This window comes from Micromonospora sp. S-DT3-3-22 (assembly GCF_015354745.1).
GTDB lineage: Bacteria > Actinomycetota > Actinomycetes > Mycobacteriales > Micromonosporaceae > Micromonospora > Micromonospora wenchangensis.
In genome coordinates this window covers 1-24,629 of the sequence record NZ_JACGMO010000120.1, presented here as the reverse complement: position 1 = coordinate 24,629, position 24,629 = coordinate 1, and the positions used below count along the sequence as shown (strand labels likewise).

The window sequence follows — 24,629 nt, the reverse complement described above, 5'->3', positions numbered from 1 at the left end:
CCGGCCGCGAGGGCGGCCCGACCGGAGCGGCCGGCGGCCCCACGGGACGGGGCATCAGGCCGGCGGGGGCCACGGGGGCCAGCGCCCGCGACCCGGATGACCCGGTCGGCGGTGACCCGTCCAGCTCCGGCGCGGGGGCGAGCAGGGTCGCCGGCAGGGTCAGCCGGGCCACCAGCCCCTGCCCCTGCGCGGTCAGCCGCACGCCGACGCCGTGCCGGGCGGCCAGGTGGCTGACCACGAAGTGACCCATCCGCTCGACCGCCGCCACGTCGGCCACCGGCGGCTCCGCCAACACCGCGTTGGCCTGCGCCAACGCGGTCGGGCTCATGCCGAGGCCGGCGTCGGCGATCTCCACCACCGCACCACCGCCCTCGTCCCGCGCGGTCACCCGGACCAGGGTGTCCGGCCGGGAGAAGGCGGTCGCGTTCTCCAGCAGCTCCGCCACCAGGTGCACCAGTTCCCCGACGGCGTGCCCCACCACGTACAGGTCGGCCACCGACTCGTGGCGGACCCGCTGGTACTGCTCGATCTCGGCGCTGGCCGCGAGCAGCACCGCACCCAACCGCACCGGCCGGTTCCACCGGCGGGTCGACTCGGTGCCGGCGAGCACCAGCAGGCTCTCGTCGTTACGGCGCATCCGGGCGGCCAGGTGGTCCAGCTTGAACAGGTTCTCCAACTGGTCCGGGTCGGCCTCCTCCCGTTCCAGGTCGTCCAGCAGCTCCAGCTGCCGCTCCACCAGCACCTGGCTGCGCCGGGCCAGGTTGACGAACATCGCGTTGACCGTACGGCGGGTCTCCGCCTGCTCCACCGCGACGCTTACCGCGCTGCGGTGCACCGCCACGAACGCCTCGGCCAGCTCGCCGATCTCGTCCAGCGAGCGGACCACGGCCGGCGGCACGTCGATCGCCGGCACCCCGCCGTCGACGGTCCGCAGCCGCTTCAGGGCGTGCGGCAGCTCCACCTGGGCGATCCGCAACGCCTGGTCGCGCAGCCGCTGCATCGAATTCGCGATCGACCGGCCGACGAGGACGGCCAGCAGCACCGCCAGGGCCAGCACCACCACGATGCCGCCCAGCACCAGCAGGGTGGTGCGCAACTGGTCGCCGCTGACCTGTTCGGCCCGGACCACCGCGTCGTCGAGCACCCGGTCCTCCAGCTGCCGCAGCAGCTCCTGCCGCTGCTCGCTGGCCGTCCACCACTGGTTGGCGGGCAGCACCGCGGGCAGGGCGGTGCCGCCGGTGCTGATGCTCTTCTCCTCCAGCCGGGTGGCGTCCACGAACGCCCCGGTCCGCGAGGTCCGGTCGTACGCCTGGATCTGGGCGGTCGTCGCGGCCACCCGGAACGCGCCCAGCGCGGCGAGCTGCTGCGCCCGCAGGTCGGTGAGGTTGACCTGGTCCTCCAGGCCGTACCGGCCGGCGCGGGCGGCGGCGTACAACTGGCCCCTGATCCGCGAGGACAACTCCTTGACCCGGGCCAGCTGCACGTAGCGCAGCACCGCGTCGGTCAACTCCGGACGGTCCGGCCCCGGGCTCGGCTCGGCGAGCAGGCCGAGCAGCGCCTCCACCGCCCGGTGGTAGTTGCCCAGGATGGTGTCGCTGCTCAGCACCGCCGGCGGCACCGCCGAGCGGATGTAGACCACCTGGTCGTACGCCTCCACCGCCTCGGCGTAGGCGACCTGCCAGGCGGCGTCGGAGTCGGCCAGCGGCCCGGCCGCCTCGCGCAACGCCCCGAAGGCCGTGTCGGTGGCGGCGTGCAGCGGCCGGAGCGCGACCAGCGCCGCGTCCCGGTCGGCGGCGCTGCCCGCCCGGCGCAGCGCGGCCAGCTCACCGGCCGTCCGGTCGCGTTCCTGCTGGAGCCGGTCCACCGCCGTGGTGATCTGCTGCCCGATGCCGACCTGCCGGGCGAAGTCGTTGAGCGCGGTGGTCCGCCCCACCAGCCCCGCGGTCTGCACCCCGGCCAGCACCAGGAACGCCACCGACGGGATGACCAGGACGGTGGCGAGTTTCGTGCGCATCCGCCAGTCCCGCAGCCGCAACGGCGAACGTCGCCGGTGCGGCACGACCCGTTCGTCGAACCGGTTCCGACCCGGCGACTCCGCGCTCGGTGTCGGGTCGGGACCTGCGTCCACGTCTCGCCTCCTCGGCTCCCGTCCCCACGACGGGGGGCCGGGTCCATCCAACCAGGCCAGACAGCGGTGTCAACGGGTCGACGGCGCATCCGGGCGGGCAGAGCCGCCTGCTGGAAGCGCCGAGGTCGGCGAGGGGTCCTCCTCCGTACGGCCGGTGCCGGCGAGCCGGTCCGCGTCGGGCACCCGGCCCAGCGCGACCAGCGCGGCCCCGGTCGCCCCGATCTCCCGCTCGGCGCGGTGCCGGACCGGACGCGGCGCGAGCACGGCGGCGAACGCCGTACGCCACCATGCGGAGGCGGTCACCGCTCCCCCGCCGAGCACCACCTCGACGGGTGCGTCGACACCGGACTCCAGCACGGCGAGGTCGTCGGCGACCATCCGGCACAGCCCGGTCATCAGCCCGGCGAGGATGTCCACCCCGGTGCTGGAGAAGCTGAGCCCGCGCAGCTCCCCCGAGCCGGCCGGGGCCAGACCGGGGGGCCGGTCCCCACCGAGGCGGGGGTTGGCCGGGAGCACGCCGTCCGGCGCGATCCGGGCCAGCGCGGCGTCGAGGTCGGGCCCCTGCGGCAGCCGCAGTTCCCGGTCGGCCCAGGCGAACAGGTTCCCGCCGCTGGAGTAGGCCGCCCCGGTCACCACGTGCTCGTGGTCCACCCGGTAGCGCCACAACGAGGCCGGCAGGGGCGGCAGCGGCGTCCCGGCCGGAACCCGCTGGACCAGGCGTACCGCGGCCGAGGTGCCGACGGTGACCGCCGCCCGGCGGGGGTCGACGCAGCCCGAGCCGACGTTGGAGGCGGCCCCGTCGCCGACCGGGGCGGCCCAGCGCGCCCCGGCCAGCTGCGGCCACCGCCGGGCGTGCTCGGCGCTCAGCCGGCCCTGCCAGTCCATCGGGGCCAGCTCCGGCAGCTCACCCGGCCGGGCCCCGGCCACCGCGACGGCCTCGTCGTCCCAGGCCAGCCGGCTCAGGTCGAGCAGGCCGGTGCCGGAGGCCATGGACACCGACATGGGCGCGTCGTCGAGCAGCTGACCGAGGACGTACTCGACCAGGCCGGCGAAGCGGGTCACCCCGGCCGTGGAGTCCCGCAGCCAGGGCAGCCGCACCGACCAGTAGCAGCGGTGCCACCACGCCCCGGTACGCGCGTGGAAGTCCTCCGGGTCGGCCGGGCCGGACGCCCCCGGCGGCGGCGTGGCCCGGGTGTCCAACCAGGTCAGCACCGGGCCGAGCGGGTCACCGGACCGGTCCAGGGGCAGCACCGAGTGCCACTGCGCGCAGACCGCGACCAGGCCGACGTCGCGCAGGTGACCGGCGGCGGCCAACTCGTCGAGGCACTCGGTGAGGCCGGCGAGGTAGCCGGCGGCGTCCAGGGTGCCGGTGCCGTCCCCGGCGACGGTCAGGTGCACCCGGCGGCGGGCCAACGCTCCCGGCAGCGGATCGGCGTCGGCGTCGAGCACCAGGCCGCGGACCGAGGAGGTGCCCAGGTCGAGAGCGAGAATGTTCATCGCGGGTCACGGTACCCGGCGGTACGGGTGGGAACGCCCTTCCCCGGCGCGGGCGTACCGCCTAGGGTGTCGGTATGCCCGCGCACCTGACCTGCTGGTGGCCCGCCGACCCGGCGGCCGTCCCCCGCGCGTAGCTATCCACGCGGCCGCCCGACGAGGCGGCCGACGGTCCTCCCCCGGCACCCGGGGCCGCCCGACGACGAGGCGACCCGACCCGGAGGAGAAACCCGATGACCCACCTCTACGACCTGCTCGCCGCCGTCGCCGACGGCGTGGACCCGGGCCCGTTCGCCCTGCTGCGCCGCGACGGCGTCGACCACGTGGACCTGTTCACCGGCCCGGTCGACGTCGCCGCCCGGCTGGCCGACCTGCCGCTGCCCGAGGGCGGCCCGGGGCCCCGCACGCTGGCGCTGGTGCCGTACCGGCAGATAGCCGAACGGGGCTTCGCCTGCGTCGACGACGGCGTCCCGCTGGAGTACCTGACCGTCACCGGGCACGCCACGCTGCCCCTGGCCGACCTGCTCGCCGCCCTGCCGGCCGGGCCGGTGGTCTGCGCCGACGCCGCCTTCGACGTCGACGACGACGAGTACGCGCGGGTCGTCGACCGGGTGCTGGCCGAGGAGATCGGTCGGGGTGCGGGGGCGAACTTCGTCATCCACCGCACCCTGCACGCCACGGTGCAGGGCGCCCCGTTGGGCGCCGCGCTGGCGGCGCTGGGCCGGCTGCTGCGCGACGAGCGGGGCGCGTACTGGACGTTCCTGGTGCACACCGGCACCCGGACGCTTGTCGGCGCGAGCCCGGAACGGCACGTCAGCGTCGACGACGGGCTGGTCATGATGAACCCGATCAGCGGCACCTTCCGGCATACCGGGGCCACCGCCGGGCGGGACGCGCTGCTGCGGTTCCTGCACGACCCGAAGGAGGTCGAGGAGCTGTACATGGTCCTCGACGAGGAGCTGAAGATGATGGCCGGCGTCGCCGAGCACGGCGGGCAGGTCGTCGGGCCGTACCTCAAGGAGATGGCGCACCTGGCGCACACCGAGTACCTGCTGGCCGGCCGGAGCACCCGCGACGTCCGGGAGGTGCTGCGGGAGACCATGTTCGCCCCGACGGTGACCGGCAGCCCGATGCAGAACGCCTGCCGGGTGATCGCCCGGCACGAACGTACCGGCCGGCGCTACTACTCGGGGGTGCTGGCGCTGCTGGGCCGCGACGCCGAGGGCCGGCAGACGTTGGACGCGCCCATCCTGATCCGGACCGCCGAGATCTCCCCCACCGGGCGGCTGCGGGTGCCCGTCGGGGCGACCCTGGTCCGGCACTCCACCGCCGCCGGTGAGGTCGCCGAGACGCACGCCAAGGCCGCCGGGGTGCTCGCCGCGCTGGGGCTGGGCCCGCAGGCGTCGACCGACGGGCCGTACCCGCCGGTGCGGTGGGCCGACGACCCGGAGGTACGGGCGGTGCTCGCCGCCCGCAACACCCCGCTGGCCCGGTTCTGGCTCGACCAGCGGGGCCCCGGCGCGTCGGTGCTGCCCGGGGCGGCCGGCCGGCGGGCGCTGGTGGTCGACGGGGAGGACACCTTCACCGGGATGCTCGCCCACCAGTTGCGTGCCCTGGGCCTGACGGTGGACGTGCGGCCCTGGCACGCCCCCGGCCCCGACGCCGGGTACGACCTGGTGGTGGTCGGCCCCGGGCCGGGCGATCCGGGCGCGGTCGACGATCCGAAGATGGCCGCCCTACGCGGGCTGCTGACCGGGCGGCTCGACGCCGGGCTGCCCACCCTGGCGGTGTGCCTGGGGCATCAGCTGCTCAGCGGGCTGCTGGGGTTGACGCTGCACCGCCGCGCCGCGCCCTACCAGGGTCTGCAACGGGAGGTGTCGCTGTTCGGGGTGCCGCGCCGGGTGGGTTTCTACTCGACGTTCACCGCGCGGGCGGGCACCGACCGGGTCGGGTCGCCGTACGGGCCGGTGGAGCTGGCCCGGGACCCGGCCGACGGGTCGGTGCACGCGCTGCGCGGGGCGACCTTCGCCGGGGTGCAGTTCCACCCGGAGTCGGTGCTCAGCCGCGACGGCCTGGCGGTGCTGGCCGAGCTGCTGGGGCAGTTGCTGGCCCGGCCGGCGCTGACGGCGGGTGGCGGACCGGTGGGCGGGTAGCGGCGGGCCACCGGTGGGCCGGGCGGGACTCTCGACCCGTCCGGCCACCGGTGGCCTCCGCCCGGCCCGCCCGGCGGCTCAGCCGGCGAGGCCGCGCTTGACGGCGGCGCCGATCCGTACGGCCCGCTTGGCGGTCAGCGCGGTGGCCGCGAGCGCCACGTGGTCCGGGGCGACCTCCCCGTTGTTGCTGGTGTGCGAGGCGCCGTACGGGTTGCCGGCGACGAACTGGCTCGGGTCGGTGTAGCCGGGGGTCACCACCACGCCACCCCAGTGGTAGAAGATCGTGAACAGCGACAGCAGGGTCGACTCCTGGCCGCCGTGCGAGGTGGCGGTGGAGGTGAAGCCGCTGTAGACCTTGTCGGCCAGCGCGCCGTTGGCCCACAGCGGGCCGGTGGTGTCGATGAACTGCTTGAGCTGGGCGGCGATCATGCCGTACCGGGTGGGGGAACCGAAGATGACCACGTCGGCCCAGGCCAGGTCGTCGATCTCGGCCTCCATCACGTCCTGGGTCTCCAGGCGGTGCGCCTGCCAGCCCGCGTTGGAGCGGATCGCCTCGTCGGGCGCCAACTCCCGTACCTTGCGCAGGCGCACCTCGGCCCCCGCCTCGCCGGCGGCCTCGACCGCCGCCTGCGCCATCTGGTAGGTGATCCCGGTCGCGCTGTAGTAGATGACCGCTACCTTGACCTGGCCGTCCATCGTCTGTGTCCTCCTCGGTTCGGGTCAGCTCCGGCGACTACCCGGTGCTTGCCGGGTCAAACGTCCGCCCGTGGCATGATCCGGACATGCAGCTACGCGCGGCGACCCCCGGTGACTGGCCGGCGATCTGGCCGTTCCTGCGGGAGATCGTGGCGGCCGGCGAGACGTACACCTGGCCGCGCGACGTGGGTGAGGACGACGCCCGCCGACGCTGGATGGTCGCCCCGCCCGGCCGCACGGTGGTCGCGGTGGACGACGACGCGTCGGTGCTGGGGACGGCGAAGCTGGTCGCCAACCAGGAGGGTCCGGGCGACCACGTGGCGAACGCGAGTTTCATGGTCGCGTCGGCGGCGTCGGGCCGGGGTGTCGGCCGGGCGCTCGGGGCGTACGTGCTGGAGCTGGCCCGGCGGGACGGCTACCGGGCGATGCAGTTCAACGCGGTGGTGGCCAGCAACACCCGGGCGGTGGCGCTGTGGCGGTCGCTGGGGTTCACGGTGGTGGGCCGGGTGCCCGAGGCTTTCCGCCATCCCGGTCTCGGCCCGGTCGACCTGCTGGTGATGCACCGCCGGCTCGACTGACCTGCGGCGGTGCGGGGCGGCGGGTCCCCGGCCGGCCGCCCCGCACCGGCGACCCCGGCGCGGCTCAAGATTTGCGCAAGTTCCAGCCGGGAACGCTCCCACGGGTGGGCCGGGAGGCGATCCTGATGGGCACGGATGCCGGGGGTAGAGGCCACCACCGGTAACCCGGGGGGACCTGCACGGGGGATCGCGCTCCGCCGGTTCGGCAACCCGGCGTAGCGCGATCAGGGGTGTCCGCCCGGTGTCGGTACCTGCTCCTATGCTGACCGGCGTGGTGGAGCTGACCGGCGACGAGGCGTTGACGTTGCGGATGACCGCGCTGGCCCTGCGGGAGCATCCGGCCGGCCGCCCGTCGGGTGTCGCTGGCGTGGTGGAGTGGTTCGGGGCGATGCAGGCCCAGGACGCGGCGAGCGGCCTGTGGTCGTTGGGGTTGCGGCTGCCCGGCCACACCGAGGCCGACGTGCGGGCCACCCTGGAACGCCGCGAGGCGCTGCGCACCTGGCCGATGCGCGGCACCGTGCACCTGGTGCCCGGCCGCGACGCCCGCTGGATGCTCGACCTCACCGGCGTACGGGCGCTGGCCGGCGCGCCGGCCCGGCGGGCCGTGCTCGGGCTGACCGAGGCCGAGGCCGACCGGGCCGCCGACGTGCTCGGCGCGGCGCTGGCCGGCGGCGGCCGGCTGACCCGCGCGCAGTGCCTGGACACCCTCGCCGCCGCCGGGGTCGACGTCTCCGGTCAACGCGGCTACCACCTGCTCTGGTATGCCAGCCAGCGGGGCGTCACCTGCATCGCCCCGCACGTGGGCACCGAGCAGACCTTCGCGCTGCTCGACGAGTGGGTCCCCGACCCGCACCGGCCCGAGCGGGACGAGGCGCTGGGCATCCTGGCCGGGCGGTACTTCCGCAGCCACGGGCCGACGACCCGGCGCGACTTCACCGGGTGGACGGGGCTGACCGCCGCCGACACGAAACGGGCCGTCGCGGTCGCCACCGACGCCGGGACGCTGACCACCGTCCGGGTCGACGGGGTGGAGTCGCACCTCGACCCGGCGCTGCTGGACGCGCCCCGGCTGCCGGTGGACGACGTGCACGTGCTGCCCGGCTTCGACGAGTACCTACTCGGCTTCAAGGACCGCGCCCTGATGGTCGAGCCGGCGCACCTGAAGGCGGTGATCCCCGGCGGCAACGGCGTCTTCCAGTCGACGGTGGTGCGCGGCGGCCGGGTGGTGGGCACCTGGAAGCGTCGCCTCGCCCGGACCAGGGTCACCGTGACGGTGCAGCCGCTGGTCCCGCTGGACGCGTCGACCCGGCAGCGGGTCGAGGCGGCGCTGGAGGGTTACGCCCGCTTCCTCGGCCTGCCGCTGCACCTCACCTGGTAGGTCCCGCCAACTCCGTCAGGCCGCCGACGCTCCCGGCCCGCCGGCGCTGCCGGCCCGCCGCGTCACTGGTCCCCGGGTCCCGACCTCCGATCGGCCTGCCGCAGGACAGCGGCGCCCGCGTCCGGCTGCACACGACCCCGGCACGGGTGACGCCAGGCCACACCCGGTCACCCTGCGCTACCAGCGATTCTTGTCACCGAGAGCGACCGTCGGTCATCCGCCGCCACCCGGGCCAGCACCTCAGCGGAACGAGCAAATTGCCCTTGAGCTGCACTTTCGTCGCAACACCCCGCCGACCGCCACCAACCCCTCACGGAGACTTTGCTCTGCTGCCCCCGACGCGACAGCCACGACGAGTAGCTGTCGCGTCGACGGCAGCAGAGCAAAGCGTCCGGAGATGATGTGGTGCGCCCAGGGCATAACGTCACTGTCCGTGTCGATGGGCACGGGTGGGTGAGCGGGCAGACGGGCGGGCGACGAGACAGGAGGGTGGGCCGGGTCCGGCGACGGGCGGGAGGCCGGACACCTGAGGGGCACCGAGGCAGCGGGCGGCGCGGGGCGGCAGAGCAGCAGGGCGGCGCGGAGCAGCGGGCCACCTGGGCGGCGGAGCAGTAGGGCAGCAGAGCAGGGTCCGCGGACCGGTGGGCGCACGCCGCCGGGGGCCGGGTGGGCGTGCGGCCACCGATCCGGGGTGATGGGGGCGGGGTGTCAGTCGCCGAGCGCGCCGGCCGACCGGCCCTCGTGCAGCGTCAGGTTCCGGCCGGTCGACGGGTCGAACAGGTGGATCTTCTCCAGGTTGAACCAGACCCGCCGGTCCTCGCCCTCCTGCACCGGCGACTCGGCCGACAACCGGGTCACCAGGTTGCCCCCGCCGCCGCTGAAGTCGGCCCCGGCGTCGGCGGCCAGCTCCTCCAGCTCGGCGGCGCTGGCCCGCTGCCCCTCGGCGGTGAAGTAGACGTACTTGTCGGAGCCCATCGACTCGACGATCTCGGCGGGGGCGGTGAACTCCATGCCCCGGGCCCGCGCCTCGTCGTCGATCAACTCGGCGTCCTCGAAGTGCTCGGGGCGGATGCCCAGGATCAACTCCCGGGGCGCGTCGGCCCCCTCCAGTTCACGGCGGATGCGCTCGCCGATCGGCACGTCACCCAGGGCGGTACGCAGCTTCCCGTCCTCGACGGCGGCGTGCAGGAAGTTCATCGACGGGGAGCCGATGAACCCGGCGACGAACAGGTTGCGGGGGTGGTCGTACAGCTCCTGGGGCGGGCCGACCTGCTGGATCGCGCCGCCCCGCATGATCACCACGCGGTCGCCGAGGGTCATCGCCTCGGTCTGGTCGTGGGTCACGTAGACGGTGGTGGTGCCGAGCTTCTTCTGCAACCGGGACACCACCGTGCGCATCTGCACCCGCAGCTTGGCGTCCAGGTTGGACAGCGGCTCGTCCATCAGGAAAGCCTTGGGCTGCCGGACGATGGCCCGGCCCATCGCCACCCGCTGCCGCTGCCCACCGGAGAGGTTCGCCGGCTTGCGGTCCAGCAGCGGGGTCAGCTCCAGCACCTTCGCCGCCTCGTCCACCTTGGCGGTGATGGTCTCCTTGTCGAGCTTGGCCAGCCGCAGCGGGAACGCCATGTTCTCCCGCACGGTCATGTTCGGGTAGAGCGCGTACGACTGGAACACCATCGCGATGTCCCGGTCCCGGGGGGCCTTGTCGTTGACCCGTTCCCCGCCGATGCGCAGTTCCCCGGAGCTGATGTCCTCCAGCCCGGCGATCATGTTGAGGGTGGTGGACTTCCCGCACCCGGACGGGCCGACCAGGATGACGAACTCGCCGTCGGCGATCTCCAGGTCGACGTCCTGCACCGCCACGGTGCCGTCGGGGAAACTCTTGCTCACCTTGTCCAGCACGATGTCAGCCATTGTTGTCACCTATCCCTTGACGGCGCCGGAGGTCAGACCGGAGACGATGCGGCGCTGGAAGAACAGCACGAACGCGATGATCGGAATGGTGATCACCACGGCGGCGGCGCAGATCGCCCCGGTGGGGTCCTCGAACTGCGACTCGCCGGTGAAGAACGACAGCGCCACCGGCACCGTCCGGGCCCGCTCGGTCGAGGTGAGCGTGATGGCGAACAGGAAGTCGTTCCAGCAGAAGATGAAGACCAGGATCGCCGTGGTGAACAGCCCCGGCGCGGCCAGCGGGGCGATGACCCGGCGGAACGCCTGCCCCTGGGTCGCGCCGTCCATCTTCGCCGCCTTCTCCAGGTCCCACGGGATCTGCTTGAAGAACGCCGACAGCGTGTAGATCGCCAGCGGCAGGGCGAAGGTGATGTACGGCAGGATCAGCCCCGGCCAGGTGTCGAAGAGGCCGAGCTGCCGTTCGATCTCGAACAGCGGCGACACCAGCGACACCTGCGGGAACATCGCGATCAGCAGGGACACCCCGACCAGCAGGCGCTTGCCGGGGAAGTCCAGCCGGCTGATCGCGTACGCGGCCATCGCGCCGAGCACCACCGCGATCAGCGTGGCGATCAGGGCGATGCCGATCGAGTTGACCAGGGCCCGGACGAACTGGTCGGTGTCGAAGATGGTCTTGTAGTTGTCGAGCGTCCACTCCCTCGGCCAGAACTTGCCGTCGGTGAGGGTGGCCGGAGTCTTGAACGACAGTGAGGCGATCCAGAGCACCGGGACCAGGGCGAACACGACGACGATGACGTCGATCAGGCCCCAGCGCAGCTTCGCCCGGGTGGTGGTGTCGGCCATGTCAGCGCCTCTCCCCGTCGTCGCTGCCCGGGGCAGCGGTGCCGAACAGCTTCACGAAGACGAACGCGATGATCGCCACCGTGATGAAGATCAGCACGGACATCGTGGAGCCGATGCCGAGGTTGAGCCCCCGGATCAGGTTGTTGTAGGCGAGCATCGACACCGACGAGGTCTCGTTGCCGCCGTTGGTGAGCACGAAGATGTTGTCGAAGACCCGGAACGCGTCCAGGGTGCGGAACAGCAGCGCGACGAGGATGGCCGGCTTCATCACCGGCAGCATCACCTTGGTGAACCGCTGCCAGGCCGTCGCCCCGTCGGTGGAGGCCGCCTTGAGCAGGTCCTCCGGCACCAGCGCCAGCCCGGCCATCAGCAGCAGGGCCATGAACGGGGTGGTCTTCCAGATCTCGGCCAGCATGATGATCGCCAGCGAGCTGGCCCGTTCGGTCAGCGGGGCGCTGCCGTCGAACAGGTTGGCCAGGTAGCCGGTGCCGGGCGTCCAGGCGTACCGCCAGGAGAACGCGGCGACGACCGTGACGATGCCGTAGGGGATGAGCGCGGCGGTCCGCACGATGCCCCGGCCGACCAGGGTGCGGTGCATGACCAGGGCCAGCCCCATGCCGAGCACCAGTTCCACCGCGACGGTGACCACCGTGATCAGCATGGTCACCCCGAACGCGGTCCACCAGAACTCGTTGGTGAGCACGGTGACGTAGTTCTCCAGCCCGATGAACTCGCGCTGGTCGGGGAAGCGCAGGTCGAAGCGCTGCAACGACAACCAGACCGAATAGATGATCGGGTACGCGGTGACCAGCACCATGACCAGCGCGGCCGGGGCGCAGAGCAGCCAGCCCAGCTTCCGTTCGGCCTTCTTGTTCTCGCTCAGCGGGGCGCGCCGGCTCACGGCAGGACCCCCTTGGACTGGAGCGCGTCGGAGATCGCCTCGCGCAGTTCCTTGGCGGTCTGCTCCGGCCGGATCGCCGACGGCGGCGACAGGATCGCCGACATGACCGTGGAGATGCTCTGGTACGCGGGGGTCAGCGGGCGGACCGCCGGCTCCTTCAGCTCCTCCAGGATGGTCTCCTTCATCGGGTACGCCTCGTCCATCTCCGGGTCGTCGTAGACCGCCTCGATGGTCGGGGGCACCCCGTCGTTGATCGCGGAGAACTTCTGGTTCCTGGCGTCCCGGAGGCACTTCGCCGCCTCGAACGACTCGGTGGGGTGCTTGGAGTAGGCGCTGACCGCCATGTTGACCCCGCCGATGGTGACCTTGCTGGGGGTGTTCGCGTCGATGCCGGGCACCCGGGCCCACTTGACCTTCTTGGCCAACTCCGGGTCGGCCTCCTGCAACGCCGGGTAGACGAAGGGCCAGTTGACCTGGAACGCGCCGTTGCCGGACTGGAAGTCCAGCCGGACCGGGTCCTCGGTGGAGTTGCTGAACGACGGCGACGTCACGCCCGACGTGGCGAACCGCTGGAGCTGGTCGAGGGCCTTGACCGTGCCGGAGTCCATCACGGCCTTCTTGCCGTCGTCGCTGAGGATCTTGCCGCCGGCGCTCTCGGCCAGGGTGTTGTAGAGCACCACCAGGCCCTCGTACTGCGCGCCCATGGTGAGCACCTGGTACGGCTTGCCCTGCCCCTTGAGGTCCTTGGCGGCGGTGATCATGTCGTCCCAGGTGGCCGGGGCCTGCGGGACGAGGTCACTGCGGTACCAGAGCAGCTGAACGTTGGTGTTCTTCGGGGCCCCGTAGAGCTTGTCCTCGTACCGGGCGGTGTCCAGCGGGCCGGCGAGGGTGCCCTGTTCGACCTCGGCCTTGTCCTGGCCGGTCCACTCGCGGATCCACTTCGCGCTGGCGAACTCCTGGGTCCAGGTGACGTCGAGGCCGAGCACGTCCATCCCGGTGTCCTCGGCGGCCAGCCGGCGGACGAGCTGCACGCGCTGGTCGTCGGCCTGCCGGGGCAGCACCCGGTAGGCGATCTTGTAGCGCCCCTCGGCGCGGGTGTTGCAGTCGTCGACCACCTTCTGCAGGTTCTGCTCGGGCGGGTAGTACAGGTTGATCGTGGGCGTACCACCGCCACCGTCGTCGGTGCCGCACGCGGCCAGTGGCGCGACCAGCGCCAGCGCGGCGGCGGCCGCCCCGGCCCGGAGCGCCGGCCGACGCCGGTGTCGGGCCGTTCCGGGGTCCGTCATCGCCCCTCCCCCTCTCTTCGGCGAAAACCGGGGAGGTCAACCCGTGCCCCGGTGCACGGCAATCCGTTACCGGGCCGGTGAAGTGCGGAAACGCGCCGCCCCGGGGTGTTGCGTGCGCCTACACTGCCCGACCTGCGAAGTCGTGAAACCTGTCGGTAACCGGAGTCGGGGCGGGTGGGGCCGGGCCCACCGCGCAGGCGTCACCGGCGTCCGGGTCGTGCCCGTGCGGGCGGTTTCAGCGCCGGGCCCCGGCCCAGGACAGGAAACGTTCGGTCATCCGGGCCGGCGGGTGCTCCGGGTGCAGTTGGGCGAGCTGGTTGGTCGCCTCGTGCATCAGGGTGCCGAGGTAGACCAGCAGCCCGGTGCGGTCCCTGCGGTACTCGGTGAGCAGGGCGAGCTCGGCCGGCTGGCAGGGTCACTCCCGGCCACAGTTGCGGCACCGCCACAGCGGGCGCATCGCGACGTGCGGGACCGGCGGCCGGGCGCCCACGAAGGATCATGAAGGCCGTCGACGGCCACCACGACACCGGCGGGCGCTTCCTGCGGATGCTGGACCGGTTGGGTCGGCTCGACGCCGAGCCCACCTGGCTGCGGGAGTGGATCGCGTTCGAGTCGCCGACAACCTGCCCGGCCGGGTGCTGGTGCGCGACACCAAGGACCGCGAGGGCGGCACCCTCCACTTCGACCGTAAGGCCTGGACCGCGTTCGTCGGCTACGCCAAGCGGCACTGACCCGGCCGGCCGACCGGGCTAGATCGACTCAGTTGGGGCGGTACAGCGGTATCGAGGTGCGACGGACACCGCAGCATCGGCCCCAAGAAGTCGATCAACCGCGCCGCCCCCGTCCCGGCGGGCATCGCGCGTCCCGACCGGCATCGCGCGTCCCGTCGGCTGTCCACGACTGTCCGGATGGCGGGCGCGGTGGGCTGTCCCCGGGCGTGCCGCGTGCACTAGCGTTGACGCACTCACTCCACCAAGCCAGCGCGTCGCCGTCGTAGTCGATACGCCTCCGGCCGACATCAGCCTGCCCGTTCGGTGGGTTCTCCCGCGAACTCCCACTGCGCGCCTACCGGTCCGGGCAGGATCGTCCTCAACGAGGAGGTGCCCCGTGGTGCAGGACACCCGCGCTCTCGCCCTGACGTTCGAGGTGAGCGGCCTGCCACCGGTGAAAACCGAGGCGCTGTCCATCTTCGCCGCCGGCCATCGGCAGGCGACGAGGGTACGCGCCCTACTCGAAGCGGCCTGCGCCGCGGCCCAGCAGACCGGCTGGACGCCGCTGGCCGGGCCGGTCGAGGTCGACCTGATCCTGCGGTGCCCACCCGGGCACCGCACCTCCGACGCCAGCACCCTGCTGGGCGGGGTGTGCGCGGTGCTCCAGGACAAGAAACGGGTGGCGAACATCGGGTTGGCCCACCTCGGGGTCCTGGTCGACGTCGCGCTCTACGCCGACGACCGGCAGATCCGCCGGTTGTCGTACCGGGAGGAACCGGCGGAGAACCTCTCGTACCAGGTCCGGGTGGCCGCCGCGCCAGCCGTGGTTTGACCGACGCCCGCGGTGGGGTACCGCGGACGCCGACGAAGGGAGCACCGATGTCGGAGCCACATGTCACGCTCGACCCGCGCGGGCTCGACCCGGTGCAGCAGAAGCTGCGCGGCCCGCTGGAGGATCAGCTGACCTCGGCCCTGCAGGCCGCCACCGACCGGGTCCGCGCCAGCTACGCGGGCGAACCGGTCGAGCAGGTCTGCCAACGGCTGCTCGACGAGACCCGTTCCGGGCTGCACCCGGACATCGCCGCCGGCTTCCGCCCCGACATGGACGAGTTCTGCCGGGTCGCGGTGGCGATCGTCCGCAACGAGATCTCCTGAACCCGGGCGGCGGGCGGGGTCGGCGTCCCGGCCGGGCCCGCCGCCACCGGGACGTCGACGCCGGGGTCCACCGACCGGCGGCCCGGCGACGAACCGACCGATGCCGAAGCCCGGTCGGTCAGTAGCGGCCGAGGTTGGCCGCCGGGCAGATCACGATGCGCGGGGCGTGCCGTGGGTCCAGCCAGCGCAGCACCGACACCAGGTCGGCGTGGGACAGGCTGACGCAGCCGGCGGTCGGACCGCCGGCGGGGGTGCTGAACTCGTGCAGGAAGATGCCGCTGCCGGCGCCGGGCACCGGCTTGGCCACGTGCGGCGGCATGTTGTAGGTGATCACCGCGAAGTGGGTGTACGCCGGAACCTCCCGCCACAGCGCCTCGCTGTAACCGCCCGGGTTCGTGGTGCTGTGCTGGAACGTGTTGTAGGCCGGCGAGTCGGGGTTCTCGTTCCACCAGTCGTTCGTGACCACCCGGTGGTACGGGAAACGTACGCCCGGGTCGGCGGCGATGCCGTACATGGTGGGGCCGAACGCGTACACGCCGGTCGGGGTGGTCGCCACCCCCTCGGTGTGGTGGTCGCTGAAGCCCTTCGCGCCCACCCGGGCGGCGAGCGGGGCGGAGACCGGCACCCAGTGGCCGCCCGCCCGGTGGAACGTCTCCAGGGTGGCGTAGGTGGTCGGGTAACCGGAGCCGGTGACGATGACGACCTGCCGGGTCGCGGCGGGCAGGGTGGTCAACCGGGAGGCCCGGTTCGGTGGCGGGACCGGCCGCCCCCGGCCCGCCGCCGGGTCCGTGTCGCGCCCGTCCGTCCCGGATGAGGTCCGCATTCCGCCCATGATCGCACCGTCGGCGGTCCGGCGACGCCCCGCCGCCCCGGGGCCGGTGCTCCGCCCGGCGGGGCGCGTGGCACGGATGGTTGGGTCAGGGTCGGGTCCGCAACTCCCCGACCCTGACCGCCAGCCGTCCGGCCCGGCAGCGGTTCGCGCCGGTGCGGACGCGACGGGCGGGTCAGGCCGCTACCGTCGGGCCCGGCACACGGACCAGGCCCGCCGGCACTCAGCTCCCCGGTGCCCCGGTGCCGGACTTCGGCGCGTTCCCGACCACCCCGATCGGTCGTGAACGCCGGCCCAGGTTAGGCAGCCGCCGGGTGGCCGGGCAAGCAGGTCACCGGGGCCGCGCAGGTGATTCCCGCCGGGGCGCAATTGCGGCATCCCGACGTGACGCGGGCCGCCGGACGGACGCTGTTGGCTCTCAGAAGTGGGCGAGCAGATCGGGGAAGGCGGCCAGCCGCATCACCCCGGTGTCGGCCGGGTCGAGGTCGTCGTCCTCCAGCACCCAGGTGTTCTCGTTGGGGATGAACACCGCCCGCATCCCCGCCGCCCGCGCCGGCAGGATGTCCGACTTCGGGGAGTTGCCGATCATCCAGGCCTGGGCCGGGGCGAAGCCGTGCTCCCGGGCCAGCCAGCGGTAGGTGCCGGTGTCCTTCTCGGGCACGATGTGCGCCGCGCCGAAGTGGTGCAGCAGGCCGCAGGCGTCCAGCTTGCGCTGCTGCTCCTCCCGGTCCCCCTTGGTCAGCAGCAGCAGGTCGTAGCGGGTGGCCAGGGCGTCGAGGGTGTCGGCGACCCCGGGCATCAGCTCGACCTGGTGGTTGACCAGCGCGGTGGCCAGCCGGTCGATGTCCGCGCGTTCCCCGTCGGTGGCCGGGCGTTCCCGCAGCCGCTCCAGGCACTCGCCGAGGCTGCGCAGGAACACCTTGCTGCCGTAGCCGTGGGCCACCGCGTTGGCCCGCTCGATGTCGTCGAGCACGGTACGGATCTGGGCCCGGTCGAGGGTGGGGTGGTCGAGCCAGTCCAGGAAGTCGTCGATCACCCGCTCGAACAGGACGTTGTTCTCCCACAGCGTGTCGTCGGCGTCGAAGATCAACGTCGTCGCGCGCCCACCGGCGACCGTCCCGGCCCCGTCCGACGTCGCCCCGGTCACATCCGCACCCATCCCGGCCCCTCCCCGATCCGTCGGCCGCCCGGCCGGGCGGCCGACGGACACGCTAGCGGCCCGGCCCGCCCGGCACATCCGGGTTGTCCCGGCGCAGGGTCAGGATCAGGTCGGCCACCAGCGCCGTCCACCCGGTCTGGTGCCAGGCCCCGAGGCCCGCGCCGTTGTCGCCGTGGAAGTACTCGGGGAACGCGATCAGGTCCCGCCAGTCGGGATGGGTCTGGAAGAGCTGACACGCGCCGTAGATCGGCCGGCGGCCCCAGCCGTCCCGGGTGAACAGGGAGATCAACCGGGCGGACAGGTCGTCGGCGATCTCGTCGAGGGTGCACTTGCGCCCCGACCGGGTCGGGTACTCCACCTGGAGATCGTCGCCGAAGAACGCGGCGTAGTCGCGCAGCGCGCTGATCAGCAGGAAGTTCGTCGGCATCCAGATCGGGCCACGCCAGTTGGAGTTGCCGCCGAACAACCCGCTGGTCGACTCGGCCGGCTCGTAGCCGACGCAGAACTCCTGCCCGCCCAGGTCGACCGCGAACGGCTTGTCCAGGTGGGCCCGGCTCAGCGTGCGCAGGCCGTAGTCGGAGAGGAACTCGTCGGGGTCGAGCATCCGGGCCAGCAGCCGGACCACCTGCTCCGGGCCGACCATGGACAGCAGCCGCTGCTGGCGGCCGTCCGGGCCGAGCCGGCGGGCCCCGATCACGTCGGCGTACTCGGGGCGCTGGCTGAGGAACCAGCGCAGCCGGGCCCCCAGCTCGGGCAGGCGTTGCAGGGTCCGCGCGGACAGCCGGGTGGTGGCCGCCAACGGCAGCAGCCCCACCACCGAACGCACCTTCAACGGCACCTGACTGCCGTCGGCGAGGCGCAGCACGTCGTAGAAGAACGCGTCCTCGGCGTCCCACAGGCCCTGCGAGTAGCCGGCGGCGGCGATGTACGCGAAGTGCTCGAAGAACTTCGTCGCCGTGTCCACGTACGCCCGGTCGTGCTCGGCCAGCACGATCGCCATGTCCAGCAGGTTGAGGGCGTACATCGCCATCCAGCCGGTGCCGTCGGACTGCTCCAGCACCCCGGCCACCGGCAGCGCGGCCGAACGGTCGAACGGGCCGACGTTGTCCAGCCCGAGGAAACCGCCCTCGAACAGGTTGTTGCCGCCGGTGTCCTTGCGGTTGACCCACCAGGTGAAGTTGAGCAGCAGCTTGTGCATCACCCGGGCGAGGAACTCGTGGTCGCGCCCGCCGTCGATCTCGAACACCTTCAACGCCGCCCAGGCGTGCACCGGCGGGTTCACGTCACCGAACGCCCACTCGTACGCCGGGATCTGGCCGTTGGGGTGCAGGTACCACTCGCGGAGCAGGAGCAGCACCTGCTCCTTGGCGAAGCCCGGGTCGACCCGGGCGATGGTGACGCAGTGGAAGGCCAGGTCCCAGGCGGCGTACCAGGGGTATTCCCACGGGTCCGGCATGGAGATCACGTCGAAGCTGGTCATGTGCCACCAGGCGCTGTTGCGGCCGTGCCGGCGGCCGGCCGGCGGCGTCGACCCCGGATCGCCCTCCAGCCAGCGCTTGACGTCGAAGTGGTAGAACTGCTTGCCCCACATCAGCCCGGCGATCGCCTGCCGGGCGACCAGGGCCTCGTCGGCGCTGGCCGCCGCCGGGACCACCCCGGCGAAGAAGCGGTTCGCCTCGGCCCGCCGGGCCCACACCACGGCGTCGAAGCCGGCCCCCAGCTCCGCCGGGGGCGGCGCGGCGGCCCCGGGCGGCGGCGCGGTGCGGGTCAACCGCAGCCGGATCTGCCGCTGCCCGCCGGCCGGCACCTCCAGCACGTAGTGCAGGGCGCCCTTGGTCCCCTCCCGGTCCGGGTTGACGGTGGCCGCGCCGGCCACCACGTGGTCGTTGATCCCGTCCTTCGGGTACGGCGAGCGGCCGGCCAGCCCCCACAGCCGCTCGGCGTTGGTGTCGTTGTCGCACAGCAGCGGGGTCGGCGAGCCGTCCCCCTCCAGCAGGAGCTGCCCCAGCACCCAGTGCTCGCCGACGAGCCGGGCACCCTCGCCGGCCAGCCGGGGCACCCGGTCCGCGCCGGGCGGACCCCAGGCCCACGTGTTGCGGAACCACAGCGTCGGCAGCACGTGCAGGGTGGCCGCCTCGTCGGCCCGGTTGGCGACCGTGATCAGGATGCACAGGTCGGTCGGGGACGCCTTGGCGTAGTCGACGGTGACCGCCCAGTACCTGTCGTCGTCGAAGATGCCGGTGTCGACCAGCTCGTACTCGGTCTCGTCCCGGCCGCGCAGGGCGTTGACGGCGACCAGCTCGTCGTACGGGAAGGCGGCCTGCGGGTAGTGGTAGCGCCAGCGCATCCACGAGTGGGTGGGGGTGCTGTCGAGGTACCACCAGTACTCCTTGGCGTCCTCGCCGTGGTTGCCGCCGTCGCCGCCGAGGCCGAACATCCGCTCCTTGAGGATCGGGTCCACCCCGTTCCACAGCGCCAGCGCGAAGCAGAACGTCTGCCGGTCGTCGCAGACGCCCGCCATGCCGTCCTCGTTCCACCGGTAGGCTCTGGACCGCGCGTGGTCGTGGGGGAAGTAGTCCCACGCCGTGCCGTGCTCGCTGTAGTCCTCCCGTACCGTCCCCCACGCCCGCTCGGACAGATAGGGACCCCATGCGCGCCAGTCCTGCTCCCCGGCGTCGGCCTGGGCGAGCCGGAGCCGTTCGGCGTCGGGGGACGGGGCGTCGGAGGGCGATCTGTCGGTGAACACCTGCACATTTTCGACGCCGCCGGGGTACTTGACCACAGCGGCCATTGTCGTCGTGGCGTGTTACACCTCGCCGCCACAGGAGGAAAGAAGTTGATCGAGTTCGGTTTCGGGCCGGGGGTCTGCGGTGAACTGGCCGACGGGGCGACCCGGGAATGGCTGGTCACCGACGGTCTCGGCGGGTACGCCATGGGCACGGTGAGCGGGCTGCGGACCCGCCGCTACCACGGTCTGCTGGTGGTCGCCGGGGAGACCCCGGCCGCCCGCCGGGTGGGTCTGGTCAGCCTCGACCCGGCGGTGGTCCTGCCGTCCGGGGCCCGGGTCCGGCTCGGCGCGCACGAGTGGAACTCCGGGGTGGTCGACCCGCGCGGCTTCGAGTACCTGGAACGGTTCGACCTGGTCGACGGGCTGCCCCGGTGGCGGTGGCGGATCGGCGACGTGGTGATCGAGCGGGAGCTGGCCATGACGTACGGCCGGTCCGCCGTGGCGGTGGTGCACCGGCTGGTGGCCGGCGGCCCGGTCCGGCTGGACCTGTCGGCCGCCTGCACCTGGCGCGACGCGCACGGCGAGCGGCGGGCCGACGGGCCGACGCCCCGGGTGGAGCCGGCCGACGGCGGTGCGGTGGTCGAGGGCGCGTTCCGCCTCGCCGGCCCGGACTGGACGCCCGAGGGGCAGTGGTGGCTGGGCGTGCACCACCGCGAGGAGGCCGCCCGGGGGCTGCACCCCGACGAGGATCTGTGGTGCGCCGGGCGGTTCTCCGGCGCGCTGGAGCAGCCCGGGGACACCGTGTCGGTGCTGGCCTGGGCCGGTGACCTGGCCGAGGAGCCGCCCCCGGCGACGCAGGTGGTGGCGGCGGCCCGGCAGCGGCACCGGGCGGTGGTGGCGGCGGCGAAGCCGGCCGACGCGGTGGACGCGACCCTGGCGCTGGCCGCCGACGCGTTCGTGGTGCGCACCCCCGCCGGGCCCGACGTGGTGGCCGGGTACCCCTGGTTCGGCGCCTGGTCGCGGGACACGATGACCTCGTACGAGGGGTTGTTCCTGTGCACCGGGCGGGCCGACGAGGGGCGGGAGCTGCTGCGGGCGTACGCGGCGACCCTGTCGGAGGGGATGCTGGCGAACACCGCCGACACCGGTCGGGTGGAGTACAACACGGTCGACGCGACGCTGTGGTTCCTGCACGCGGTCGGCCGGCACGTCACCGTCACCGGCGACACCGACCTGGGCGACGAGCTGCTGCCGGCGCTGCACGGGGTGGTGCGGGCGCACCTGGCCGGCACCCGGTACGGCATCGCCGTCGACCCGGCCGACGGGCTGATCACCCAGGGTGGCACCCCGGGCACGGCGCTGACCTGGATGGACGCGCGGGTGTACGGGGTGCCGGTGACCCCCCGGGTCGGCAAGCCGGTCGAGGTGAACGCGTTGTGGATCAACGGGTTGGCCGGGTTGGCGGAGCTGACCGAGCTGGCCGGGCAGGACCCGGACGAGCTGTGGCGGCTGCACGACCGGGCCCGGGAGGCGTTCGGCAAGCGGTTCCCCACCCCGGCGGGCTGGCTGCACGACGTGGTGGACGCGCCCGCCCCGGCGTACCCGCTGGGTGGGGCGGCGCACCACGACGACGACCTGCTGCGCCCCAACCAGCTGCTCGCCTGGTCGCTGCCGTACGCGCCGTTGGAGCCGGACCCGGTGGCGCTGCGTCGGGTGGCGGCCGGGCTGTTCACCCCGTTGGGGCCGCGCAGTCTCGCCCCCGACGCGCCGGAGTTCGCGCCCCGGCACCGGGGCGGGCCGGCCGAGCGGGACGGCGCGTACCACCAGGGGACGGTCTGGCCGTGGCTGGTCGGGCCGTTCGTCGAGGCGTACCGGAAGGCCGGGCTGCCCACCGACGACCTGCTGGTCGGTCTGGTCGGACATCTGGCGGAATTCGGTCTGGGGTCGGTGAGTGAGACGGCGGACGCCACCGCCCCGCACGCCGCCACCGGATGCCCGTTCCAGGCGTGGTCGGTGGCCGAGCTGCTCCGCGTCCGACGGGCCCGATAGGCACGCGTTACACACCGGCAACGGTGGCGTCTCCGCTGGTTATCCAGCACTCGGCAGGATTGGCCCCGACCCCGGGCCAGCGCAGGACACCCTCATGGTGTCCCACCGGCGCGCGCCCAGGACACCACCCGAAGGGGGCCGCATGTCACCAGACGCCGACGTGATCGACATCCACCCCGCCCGGCACCAGCGGGTGCTCATGCTGTCCTGGGAGTACCCGCCGGTGCTGGTCGGCGGCCTCGGCCGGCACGTGCACGCCCTGGCCACCGCCCTGGCCGCCGCCGGGCACGAGGTCACCGTGGTCACCCGGCACGCCGACGGGGCGCCGCTGGAGGAGTACGCCGACGGCGTACGCGTCCTGCGCGCCCCCGAGGACCCGGTGACCTTCCCGCTGGCCACCGGCTCCCTGCTGGCCTGGACGATGGCGTTCAACCACACCCTGACCCGGACCGCCCTGCGGGCCGCCGACACCGCCGGCTACGACGTCATCCACGCCCACGACTGGCTGGTCGGGCACACCGCCGTCACCCTGGCCGAACACCTCGACCTGCCGCTGGTCACCACCATCCACGCCACCGAGGCCGGCCGGCACCAGGGCTGGCTGCCCGGGGAACTCAACCGCACCATCCACGGCGTCGAACACTGGCTCAGCAACGCCTCGGCCCGGGTGATCGCCTGCTCCGGCTACATGCGTGCCCAGGTCAGCCAGCTGTTCGACGTACCCGCCGGGCGGGTCGACGTGGTGCCCAACGGGGTCGACGACCGGGCCTTCCGGGCCCGACCCCGGGCGGTCGCCTCGGCCCGCGCCCGGTTCGCCGGGGACGGCCCGCTGGTCGGCTACGCCGGTCGGCTGGTCTACGAGAAGGGCGTCCAGCACCTCGTCGACGCCGTACCCCACCTGCGCGACCGGCACCCGGGGCTGCGGGTGGTGATCGCCGGGGACGGCCCGTACAAGGACGAACTGGTCGACCAGGTACGCCGGCTGCACGTCGGCGACAGCGTCCGGTTCACCGGCTTCCTCGACGCCGGCCAACTCCCGGCGATGCTCGCCGCCACCGACGCGACAGTCGTACCGAGCCTCTACGAACCGTTCGGCATGATCGCCCTGGAGGCGGCGGCGGCCGGCGCACCGCTGGCCGTGGCGAGCACCGGCGGGCTCGCCGAGATCGTCGAACCCGGCGTCACCGGGGTGACCTTCCCGCACAGCGACCCGGGCGCGCTGGCCGGCGCGGTCGACCGGCTCATCGGCGACGAGGTCTTCGCCCGCCGGGTGGCCCGGCGGGCCCGCACCATGGTCGGCGAGCGGTACGGCTGGGCGGCCATCGCCGCGCGCACCGCGGGCAGCTACGCCACCGCCCGCCGCGACCACGGCGGTTTCCAGGCCCGACGGGCGGCGGGCCTGCTGGCCGGCGGCCGGCAACGGATCACCATCCCCGAGGGCAACCTGCTGGCATGGGACGGCGCGGCCTGCTGACCGGATCGAGACCTGACAACCGATAGGTCCGCCCCGATCCATTGGCTACGGTGTACCTCGGCCGATGGTGAGGAGAACGGTGCAGCAGGTAGTGATCGCCGGCCGGTACCGCCTGTTGAACTTGGTGGGCCGGGGTGGCATGGGCCGGGTCTGGCTGGCCCGCGACGAGGTGTTGCACCGCGAGGTGGCGGTCAAGGAGGTGGTGCCCCCCGCCTGGCTGGCCGACGACGAACGCGACGAGGTGCGGCTGCGGACGCTGCGCGAGGCCCGCACCGCGGCCCGGCTCAACCACCCCAACGTGGTCCGGGTCTACGACGTGGTGCAGGTCGAGGAACGACCGTGGATCGTGATGGAGTACGTCCTGTCCCGGTCGTTGCAGACGGTGCTGGACACCACCGGCCCGGTCGAGCCGCTCCGCGCCGCCGAGATCGGGCTGGCGCTGCTGTCCGCGTTGCGCGCCGCGCACTCCGCCGGGGTGCTGCACCGCGACGTGAAACCGCAGAACGTCCTGGTCGCCGACGACGGCCGGGTGATGCTCACCGACTTCGGGCTGGCCACCTTCGACGGCGGTGACGGGCTGATGACCCGCCCCGGGATGGTGCTCGGCTCCCCGCAGTTCGTCGCCCCCGAACGCGCCGCCGACGGGGTGTCCAGCGTGGAGGCCGACCTGTGGTCGCTCGGCGCCACCCTGCACGCCGCCGTCGAGGGCCGCTCCCCGTACGCCCGCAGCACCGCGATGGCCACCCTGGCCGCCCTGGCCACCTCCCCACCGGACCCGGCCCCGCACGCCGGGCCGCTGCGCCCCGTGCTCGACGGGCTGCTGGTACGCGACCCCCGGCACCGCATCCGCCACGACGAGGCCGCCCGTCGCCTGGAGGAGGTGACCCGGACGACACCCCGGCCCGAGCCGCCCACGGTGGTGCTGCCCGTCCCCCGCCCGATGGGCGTGGCCCGGCCGACCCCGCCACCGGCCACGGACGACCCGCCGGCAGCACCGCGTACCCGCGCGGACCTCGACGCCGAGCGGGACTGGGGACCACCCGGCCGGCGGGTCCCCGCCGACGCGACCGAGCGGCCCGTCTCCCCCACCCCTGCCGGTTCCCCCGGCCTCGAACCGGCCGGCCACCAGCCGGCGGGGGGCGCTTCCCCGACCG

The 24,629-nt window shown here is 73.5% G+C and carries 19 protein-coding genes; 9 read left to right on the top strand and 10 right to left on the bottom strand.

Annotation, left to right across the window (positions count from 1 at the left end; all coding sequences use genetic code 11):
* Positions 1-2,128 (bottom strand): nitrate- and nitrite sensing domain-containing protein (locus tag H1A17_RS27230; protein WP_309236882.1); only part of this gene is annotated, 2,128 nt, incomplete at its 3' end.
* Between the two features lie 69 nt (positions 2,129-2,197).
* A complete protein-coding gene (locus tag H1A17_RS27225) occupies positions 2,198-3,625 on the bottom strand; it encodes an FGGY family carbohydrate kinase (RefSeq protein ID WP_145920767.1) in 1,428 nt (475 codons plus the stop codon).
* A gap of 230 nt (positions 3,626-3,855) precedes the next feature.
* Here H1A17_RS27225 and H1A17_RS27220 point away from each other — a divergent pair, with 230 nt between their 5' ends.
* Positions 3,856-5,775, top strand: coding sequence for an anthranilate synthase family protein (locus H1A17_RS27220; protein ID WP_194823204.1), 1,920 nt, complete (start codon positions 3,856-3,858; stop codon positions 5,773-5,775).
* 78 nt (positions 5,776-5,853) lie between these two features.
* On the opposite strand, the gene wrbA is transcribed toward H1A17_RS27220, so the two are convergent.
* A complete protein-coding gene (gene wrbA, locus H1A17_RS27215; RefSeq protein WP_145920769.1) occupies positions 5,854-6,471 on the bottom strand; it encodes an NAD(P)H:quinone oxidoreductase in 618 nt (205 codons plus the stop codon).
* Positions 6,472-6,557: 86 nt separating this feature from the next.
* Here wrbA and H1A17_RS27210 point away from each other — a divergent pair, with 86 nt between their 5' ends.
* Positions 6,558-7,049 (top strand): GNAT family N-acetyltransferase, encoded by a 492-nt coding sequence (locus H1A17_RS27210; RefSeq protein ID WP_145920770.1) that lies wholly within the window; start codon positions 6,558-6,560, stop codon positions 7,047-7,049.
* Positions 7,050-7,308: 259 nt separating this feature from the next.
* Positions 7,309-8,427, top strand: coding sequence for a winged helix DNA-binding domain-containing protein (locus tag H1A17_RS27205; RefSeq protein ID WP_228544323.1), 1,119 nt, complete (start codon positions 7,309-7,311; stop codon positions 8,425-8,427).
* A gap of 708 nt (positions 8,428-9,135) precedes the next feature.
* Here the strand turns inward: H1A17_RS27205 and H1A17_RS27200 are convergent.
* From H1A17_RS27200 to H1A17_RS27185, 4 genes are read right to left on the bottom strand one after another with little or no spacing between them, the layout of a single operon-like run.
* Complete coding sequence (locus H1A17_RS27200) at positions 9,136-10,341, bottom strand: ABC transporter ATP-binding protein (RefSeq protein ID WP_194823203.1); 1,206 nt, start codon at positions 10,339-10,341, stop codon at positions 9,136-9,138.
* 9 nt (positions 10,342-10,350) lie between these two features.
* On the bottom strand, positions 10,351-11,184 hold the full coding sequence (locus tag H1A17_RS27195; RefSeq protein WP_145920772.1) for a carbohydrate ABC transporter permease: 834 nt from the start codon (positions 11,182-11,184) through the stop codon (positions 10,351-10,353).
* Position 11,185: 1 nt separating this feature from the next.
* Entirely contained in the window at positions 11,186-12,085 is a 900-nt protein-coding gene (locus H1A17_RS27190; RefSeq protein WP_088647563.1) for a carbohydrate ABC transporter permease, read from the bottom strand.
* The gene (locus tag H1A17_RS27185) at positions 12,082-13,371 is read right to left on the bottom strand and encodes an ABC transporter substrate-binding protein (RefSeq protein ID WP_145920773.1); all 1,290 of its coding nucleotides are present in this window, start codon (positions 13,369-13,371) and stop codon (positions 12,082-12,084) included. Before H1A17_RS27185 ends, H1A17_RS27190 begins: the two co-directional genes overlap by 4 nt.
* A gap of 584 nt (positions 13,372-13,955) precedes the next feature.
* Here H1A17_RS27185 and H1A17_RS27175 point away from each other — a divergent pair.
* The 3 genes from H1A17_RS27175 (at position 13,956) to H1A17_RS27165 (ending at position 15,236) form a co-directional block, all read left to right on the top strand.
* Positions 13,956-14,102 (top strand): DUF397 domain-containing protein, encoded by a 147-nt coding sequence (locus tag H1A17_RS27175; RefSeq protein ID WP_145922940.1) that lies wholly within the window; start codon positions 13,956-13,958, stop codon positions 14,100-14,102.
* A gap of 379 nt (positions 14,103-14,481) precedes the next feature.
* Positions 14,482-14,913 (top strand): hypothetical protein, encoded by a 432-nt coding sequence (locus H1A17_RS27170; RefSeq protein ID WP_145922941.1) that lies wholly within the window; start codon positions 14,482-14,484, stop codon positions 14,911-14,913.
* 47 nt (positions 14,914-14,960) lie between these two features.
* Positions 14,961-15,236: a hypothetical protein gene (locus H1A17_RS27165; protein ID WP_088647566.1), complete on the top strand. Its 276-nt coding sequence runs from the start codon at positions 14,961-14,963 to the stop codon at positions 15,234-15,236.
* Between the two features lie 118 nt (positions 15,237-15,354).
* Here the strand turns inward: H1A17_RS27165 and H1A17_RS27160 are convergent, their stop codons facing one another.
* From H1A17_RS27160 to H1A17_RS27150, 3 genes are all read right to left on the bottom strand, one after another.
* A complete protein-coding gene (locus tag H1A17_RS27160) occupies positions 15,355-16,059 on the bottom strand; it encodes a L,D-transpeptidase (protein ID WP_194823202.1) in 705 nt (234 codons plus the stop codon).
* 424 nt (positions 16,060-16,483) lie between these two features.
* Complete coding sequence (locus H1A17_RS27155; RefSeq protein WP_145920775.1) at positions 16,484-17,224, bottom strand: HAD family hydrolase; 741 nt, start codon at positions 17,222-17,224, stop codon at positions 16,484-16,486.
* 52 nt (positions 17,225-17,276) lie between these two features.
* Positions 17,277-20,015 carry a glucosidase gene (locus H1A17_RS27150; protein WP_194823201.1) on the bottom strand — a complete coding sequence of 913 codons (2,739 nt, stop codon included), beginning with the start codon at positions 20,013-20,015 and terminating at the stop codon, positions 17,277-17,279.
* Positions 20,016-20,060: 45 nt separating this feature from the next.
* Here H1A17_RS27150 and H1A17_RS27145 point away from each other — a divergent pair, with 45 nt between their 5' ends.
* From H1A17_RS27145 to H1A17_RS27135, 3 genes are all read left to right on the top strand, one after another.
* Positions 20,061-22,001, top strand: a complete 1,941-nt coding sequence (locus H1A17_RS27145) for an amylo-alpha-1,6-glucosidase (RefSeq protein WP_145920777.1) — start codon at positions 20,061-20,063, stop codon at positions 21,999-22,001.
* A 142-nt stretch (positions 22,002-22,143) separates the two neighbouring features.
* Complete coding sequence (locus tag H1A17_RS27140) at positions 22,144-23,475, top strand: glycosyltransferase family 4 protein (RefSeq protein WP_194823200.1); 1,332 nt, start codon at positions 22,144-22,146, stop codon at positions 23,473-23,475.
* A gap of 79 nt (positions 23,476-23,554) precedes the next feature.
* On the top strand, positions 23,555-24,629 hold a 1,075-nt coding region (locus H1A17_RS27135), incomplete at its 3' end, for a serine/threonine-protein kinase (RefSeq protein ID WP_375372838.1).

What these genes read in the sequence shown, in the direction of transcription:
- H1A17_RS27155 (WP_145920775.1), bottom strand. Translation starts at nt 17,224, where the DNA reads ATGGGTGCGGATGTGACCGGGGCGACGTCGGACGGGGCCGGGACGGTC.
- H1A17_RS27185 (WP_145920773.1), bottom strand. Translation starts at nt 13,371, where the DNA reads ATGACGGACCCCGGAACGGCCCGACACCGGCGTCGGCCGGCGCTCCGG.
- H1A17_RS27200 (WP_194823203.1), bottom strand. Translation starts at nt 10,341, where the DNA reads ATGGCTGACATCGTGCTGGACAAGGTGAGCAAGAGTTTCCCCGACGGC.
- wrbA (WP_145920769.1), bottom strand. Translation starts at nt 6,471, where the DNA reads ATGGACGGCCAGGTCAAGGTAGCGGTCATCTACTACAGCGCGACCGGG.
- H1A17_RS27160 (WP_194823202.1), bottom strand. Translation starts at nt 16,059, where the DNA reads ATGCGGACCTCATCCGGGACGGACGGGCGCGACACGGACCCGGCGGCG.
- H1A17_RS27140 (WP_194823200.1), top strand. Translation starts at nt 22,144, where the DNA reads ATGTCACCAGACGCCGACGTGATCGACATCCACCCCGCCCGGCACCAG.
- H1A17_RS27195 (WP_145920772.1), bottom strand. Translation starts at nt 11,184, where the DNA reads ATGGCCGACACCACCACCCGGGCGAAGCTGCGCTGGGGCCTGATCGAC.
- H1A17_RS27205 (WP_228544323.1), top strand. Translation starts at nt 7,309, where the DNA reads ATGCTGACCGGCGTGGTGGAGCTGACCGGCGACGAGGCGTTGACGTTG.
- H1A17_RS27165 (WP_088647566.1), top strand. Translation starts at nt 14,961, where the DNA reads ATGTCGGAGCCACATGTCACGCTCGACCCGCGCGGGCTCGACCCGGTG.
- H1A17_RS27220 (WP_194823204.1), top strand. Translation starts at nt 3,856, where the DNA reads ATGACCCACCTCTACGACCTGCTCGCCGCCGTCGCCGACGGCGTGGAC.
- H1A17_RS27150 (WP_194823201.1), bottom strand. Translation starts at nt 20,015, where the DNA reads ATGGCCGCTGTGGTCAAGTACCCCGGCGGCGTCGAAAATGTGCAGGTG.
- H1A17_RS27210 (WP_145920770.1), top strand. Translation starts at nt 6,558, where the DNA reads ATGCAGCTACGCGCGGCGACCCCCGGTGACTGGCCGGCGATCTGGCCG.
- H1A17_RS27225 (WP_145920767.1), bottom strand. Translation starts at nt 3,625, where the DNA reads ATGAACATTCTCGCTCTCGACCTGGGCACCTCCTCGGTCCGCGGCCTG.